Annotated in this window: 2 protein-coding genes; both read right to left on the bottom strand. The window is 60.8% G+C overall.

The annotated features are described in order from the left end of the window. Nucleotides 1-16: 16 nt before the first annotated feature. Nucleotides 17-634 (bottom strand): 4'-phosphopantetheinyl transferase family protein, encoded by a 618-nt coding sequence (locus ACH2EH_RS05275; RefSeq protein WP_395139622.1) that lies wholly within the window; start codon nucleotides 632-634, stop codon nucleotides 17-19. Then, complete coding sequence (locus ACH2EH_RS05270; RefSeq protein WP_395139624.1) at nucleotides 631-5,817, bottom strand: amino acid adenylation domain-containing protein; 5,187 nt, start codon at nucleotides 5,815-5,817, stop codon at nucleotides 631-633. Before ACH2EH_RS05270 ends, ACH2EH_RS05275 begins: the two co-directional genes overlap by 4 nt. Between the last annotated feature and the right edge of the window lie 15 nt (nucleotides 5,818-5,832).

Below are 5,832 nucleotides of genomic sequence, written 5' to 3'. Positions count from 1 at the left end.
CGAGAGCGAGACGAGACTAAGACCCGCCAGACACCCGTCCGGCGGCTTTTTTTATCTGACGGATCGCGAGGGCTGCCGCAAATCCAGGCTCGGGAGTGAGGCGAACTATATCGTAGTGGACTGCAAGTTCGGGCTCCAGTGTTGGCCAGACCGTCCGTTTCAAGAGCGGCGACGAGAACCCACCGCCCTCCGCCTTGATCAACGCCTCCTTGGCGGTCCAGGCATCGAAGAAATCCTCGGTGGTCGTGATGGCCGCAAGCTCGGTGGCCGTAAAGACACTGCGTCCGAGCGTTTTGGGATCGATGTCCTGACGGATTTTTTCAATGTCCACGCCCTCGGCGCCCAGCGCAATCAGCGCCAGACCGGCGCTGTGAGAGACATTGAAGATCAGCTCACACTCGGGTTTTCCATAGGGGCCGTAGGTGAAGATAACTGCCTCAGGAGCAACTCCAAGCGCTTCTCCGAGCACAAGACGCAGGGCGCTCCGGCAGGCACGGTAGCGATGGCGATCACGTGCGAAGCGAAAACGGGCGGCGCGTTCTTCTTCGTCGAGGGAAAGACAGTCCAAAGGGATCGCGCTGTCTAGCTCTAGCTGCCAGACGGCGATCCCCTCGGGGGCCTTGAGACGGATCATGCCGCCTTGACGAGGCGTAGGGTGGGTGGGGCAAGCCGCTGTGTCAGCTCTTGGGCTAGTGTTCGCACAAAGGGCTCCTGAATCAGCAGGTGGTGGTCACCGGGCACATCGCAGAGCTCCAACTGAGGCAGAGCCTCTCCCCAGAAAAGCCCCTCGTCCCAGGGCGCACCGTGCTCAAGTGCCCGGAAGAGTGTCACCGGCGCTTCGTAGACTTCGGGGAAGTGTTCGTGGATCGCTTTCTCTTGCGCCTGGCGAACGCGCCCCAGTGCCTCCCAGAATGCCTTGTCGGGCTCTTCGGTTGCTACGGGCTTGAGCCGTCCCTGGACTTTCTTAAGCCGCCCTTTGAGATACTCACCCTGGCTTTTCGTGTCGAGCTTACGGAACATACTGAAGTGCGATGCAAGGCGCTGCGCCGTTGTCTCCGGGTTGGTGAACTCGGGGTGGAGGCGGTGGTACTCGGGAGCGTAGCTATCAAACATGCCAACAAACTCTACCACTTTTCCAGCGCTACGGAGCACCCGTGCGACTTCCAGCGCCACAATTCCTCCCGAGGAGAAGCCTGCAACACGGTAGGGGCCGTCTGGGAATTGCTTCTGAATCAGCGATGCGTAGTCCTGCGCCATCGCGAGAATCGAGTCGTGCGGCTCGGTCTCGCCGTCAATGCCCGCGGCTTCTAGTGCGAAAACGGGCTGCTCGTCCCCAAGATGCTTTGCCAGATCATGGTAGAGCACCACAATTCCCTGGACATGGTGGATCAGAAAAAGTGGAGCCCGGCTGCCGTTGGCTTGTATAGGAACCAGGGTTCCCCGAACCGAATCTCGAACCCATCCCCCGGCCCCTTCCCTCTCCGAAATAAGGGGAGTACTTGGGGTGAGGCGTGCGGCGATTCCACTGGGAGTGGGGGTTGCGAAGAGGGCGGAGAGGGGGAGGCGTTTGCCAAACTCCGCTTCGATGCGGGCGAAGAGCCGAATCGCCTTGAGGGAGTCGCCGCCCAGCGCGAAGAAGTCATCATCGGGGGCAACACTCTCCAAACCAAGAGCCTCCGCGAAGAGAGATTCCACAGAACCCACAGCCGCTTCCGACCCCACCCCGGCGCCGCTTGAACCCACCCCGGCGCCGCTCGTTCCTCGCAGCGCCGACCCTCCCTTTACCAATGAGGGTTGGGTGGATAGTTTTGTTTTATCTATTTTGCCGCTGGCGTTGAGCGGGAGCGCTGCGACAGAGACGATAACCGAGGGGATGAGGTAGGGCGGCAGCGAGAGCTGGAGGGCTTGCTTGAGGGCAACGGGTTCCGCTTCCCCCACGACATAGGCCACGAGTGAGCGATCTCCGTGCGTGTCTGTGGGGGCCAGCGCGGCGGCTTCGCGGACACCGGGGAGACGACAGAGCGCCGCTTCCAGCTCGCCGAGCTCGACACGATTCCCACGGATTTTCACTTGCTGATCGGCACGCCCAAAGAACTCAATGGTTCCGTCGGTGCGCCAGCGGGCAAGATCACCCGTTCGGTAGAGCCGCTCGCCTTGCACGACGACGAACTTCTCCGCCGTGCGCTCCGGATCGTTGTGATAGCCGAGGGCAAGCCCCTCACCGCCGGTGTAGAGCTCGCCAATAATGCCAATCGGGCATAGCTGACGTGCCGCATCCAAAATCCTGACACGGGTGCCCGTGATAGGCTTGCCAATGGGAATGCTCCCGCCCTTGGTATCCGCCTCCGTGATGGGATGGACGCACGTAAACGTCGTGTTCTCCGTCGGGCCGTAGCCGTTGAAGAAGCGCGTTTGGGGAAGCGCACGAAGTGCTTTGGCGAGCTGCGGTGCGCAGAGCACATCGCCGCCTGCCAGGAGCTGCTCAACTCCTGTAAAGTCCGAAAGTCCACTGTCTGCCAGGGCATGAAATAGCCCCGCCGTCAGCCAGAGCGTCGTCACAGTGTTTTCACGGACGCACTGCCCAAGCTCCGCAAGCGTCAGCGGGCCGTCTGGGGCAACCACGAGCTTGCCGCCGTTGAGGAGCGGCCCAAAGATCTCAAGAAGAGTCGCATCGAAGGCAAAGGCGGAGTGAAAGAGAAATGTCTGGTTGGCAAACTTGAGCCAGTCGGCGTCTTTCACCAGCCGTGCGATGGCCTTTTGTGCAATCCGCACCCCCTTCGGCTCGCCCGTCGAGCCTGACGTATACAGCAGCGCGGCTTGATCACGGACTCCCCCTCCTTGCCCCCGCCCGGCGGGGGTGATTCCTAGGGGAGTGATGGCTGCCACCGCTCCGCTGTTTTTTTGCAGCCACTCACGGCGCTCTTTGGGGTAGGCGGGATCAATCGGGACATAGAACGCCCCGGCGCTAAGAACGCCCAGGACGGCGGTGATTGTCTCCACGGAGCGCGAAAGCTCAATGGCAACTCCCTGGCCCGGCTCGACACCTGCCGCACGAAGCTGCGCGGCGAGTGTGTCGGCGCTGGCCTTGAGCTCCGCATAGGTGAGGGACTTTTTGCCGTCGGTTACGGCAAGGGCATCGGGCGTTTTTGTGACTTGCACGGCGAAGATCTCCGCCAGTGGCGCGAAGCTTCGTTCTATAGTGCCAATAGTGCCGCCGTCGCCCCAGGCTTGCAGTTGTTTCACGTCGCCGTGAGAGAGCAAGGGAAGCGTTGTTAGCTCGCTCTCGGGCTGGGCGAGGATGCCTTGGAGCAGTGTCTCAAAGTGCGCTAGCCAGCGTGTGATGGTCGCTTCTGTAAATAAGTCCGTGTTGTAGCTTGCCTCGACTTCGATAGTCTTGCCATCGTCCACAAGGTTAAAGCCCAGCTCAAACTGATAAGCAACACGTGGCGCCTTGCTCATGTGGCTGGTAAGGCCGACAAAGCCCAGATCGCCGCCGCCCGTGCGTTCCAGATTAAATGTGGTGGAGACGAGCGAGTTGCGGCTTGGGTCACGTTGTAAGTTCAGGGCACTGACCAGCGTCCCAAACGTGCAGTCGCGGTGGTCGAAGGCGTCGAGAATCTGTCGCTTGCGCTGGGCAAGGAGCTCGGTAAAACTCTTCCCTTCCGGCACACGAAGGGGGAGAGGCAGCAAATTAACCGCGTGGCCCATCACAGGCGCGTCAGTCTCAATGGTGGTCTGGCCCGCCGACGGTACACCCATCACCAGCTCGCTCTGCCCCGTCAAGCGGCGCAGAAGTGTCTCGTAGGCAGTGAAGAGCATCGCAAAGAGTGTCGTGCCTTGTTTGCCGGAGAACTTGCGCAGTGGCCCCACCAGGCTCTCGGGGAGAACGCGGTGGACGCGATCCCCACGGTAGGTAAAGACGGCGGGGCGTGCCTGATCCGTGGGAAGCGCGAGCGGTGGCACGGTGCTTTCCAGGTGCGCTTTCCACCAGGTTAGATCGTCGTTGTTTATGGGCTTCTGTGCAAACTCAGCAAAGTCGTAGGGCTGCGGAAGTATTTTTCCCGCCATGCCCTTCGCCAGCTCATCCAGTAATACTGCCCACGACCAGCCGTCGCAGACAATATGGTGCGCGGTGAGCAAGAAAACATGGCTACCTCTCCCCAACCCCTCTCCCGGCACCCAGAGGGTACCCGCATTCTTCGCTGGGAAAGGGGCTTTAGTTTCTCCCCCTTCCCCAATGAGGAACGACTGCCCGGGGGAGGGGGCAGGGGGGAGAGGTTGGGAGACGCGCACGAGCCGAGCCCGCAGAAGCGGCCCGTGCGCAAGATCAAAAGGGCGCGATGCCTCTTCCTTCTGGAGTGCGGCCACTCCTAGCTCGTCGGTCTCTGTGAGAGGAATATCCAGTGTGAGCGTGGGAGCGATTGTCTGGGTGGTGCCGTCTTCGCTAAATGTGGCGCGGAGGGCACCGTGGCGCTCGACAATGTTTTGCAGGCTCTGGGTGAGCTGGTTGGTATCGAGCGGGCCCTCAAAGTGGACACCGATGGACTCATTGTAAGACAGGGAGGCCGTCTCGCTCTCGTGGGCGGCCAGCCAGACCTCGCGCTGCTGGGGTGTGGTGGGCAGTGTCACGGGGGCAGGGGGCGTTAAGAATCCCCCCTCGGCCATCGCGGCACAGGACTGCTCAAAGGCCTCTAAAATAAAGTCAAGGTCAGTATCGGTGTGCTCCGTGGACAGAAACGAGGGGCGGTTCTCCCAGATATGCACATTGCGGAGCCGCAGGTGGTAGTGTAGCAAGCCCCCCGTTGTCGCACCGTGCGTATTGAGATAAAACATCGAGCGGAAGCGCTCCAGGGGGAAGGGGACGCCCCATTTTTTGAGCACCGCATCGAGGCGCACTCCGAACTGCTCGCCGCGTGCCGAGATGCGATCCGCAATCGTTGGGTCCGCATTCAGGCGATCCAGAACGGCGTTGGCAGCGGCCATGGCGATGGGATTACGGACAAAAGTCCCGGCAAAGAACGTCATTCCCACCGAGGGGAAGGAATCGTCGCCGTACTCCCACTGTCCTCCGTCAAACGCATCCAGAAACTTCGCTTTGCCGGTCAGCGCCCCCACGGGAATGCCTGCTCCGAGAATCTTTCCGAAGGTTTGCATGTCCGGTTCGATGTCATAGACACCCGCCGCGCCACGCCTGCCAAGCCGGAAGCCATTGACAATCTCATCAAAGACAAAGGCGATCTCGTGCTCGCTGGCAAGGGAGCGCAGTGTCTGTACAAACTCAATGGGGCGCAGCTCCGGATGGCGGCTCTGGATGGGCTCCACTAATATCGCGGCAATCTCCCCCGCACGCTGCCGAATCACCTGGAGCGCTTCGTCGCTGCCGTACTCCAGAATAATCGTCTCACTGACGGCGGAGTTCGGGATGCCGGGCGCAATGGGAAACGACTTACCGCGCCCGTTGCCGCGCACCAGAACTTCATCATGGACGCCATGATAGGCTCCCGAGAACATCACGATTTTGTCGCGGCCCGTTACGGTGCGTGCGGCTCGGACAGCAGCCATGACGGCCTCGGAGCCCGTGTTGCAAAAAATCGCTCGCTCCGCCCCGACATACGCGCAGAGCTTTTCCGCCACCGGCCCGGCCAGCGGCGACTGTGGCCCGACTTCGATTCCGAGCTCAAGCTGTTTTTTGACGGCCTCAATCAAAAAATCGGGCCCGTGTCCAAAAAAGTTCAGCCCAAATCCCATTGTCATATCAACGTATTTATTACCGTCAATGTCAATGATCTGGCTGCCCTTAGAACTCTCGGCGACGATTGGGTAGACGAGATC

It is taken from the genome of Armatimonas sp. (assembly GCF_043760365.1).
In the GTDB taxonomy this organism is placed as follows: Bacteria; Armatimonadota; Armatimonadia; order Armatimonadales; family Armatimonadaceae; genus Armatimonas.
This window is presented reverse-complemented; position numbering and strand designations above follow the sequence as displayed.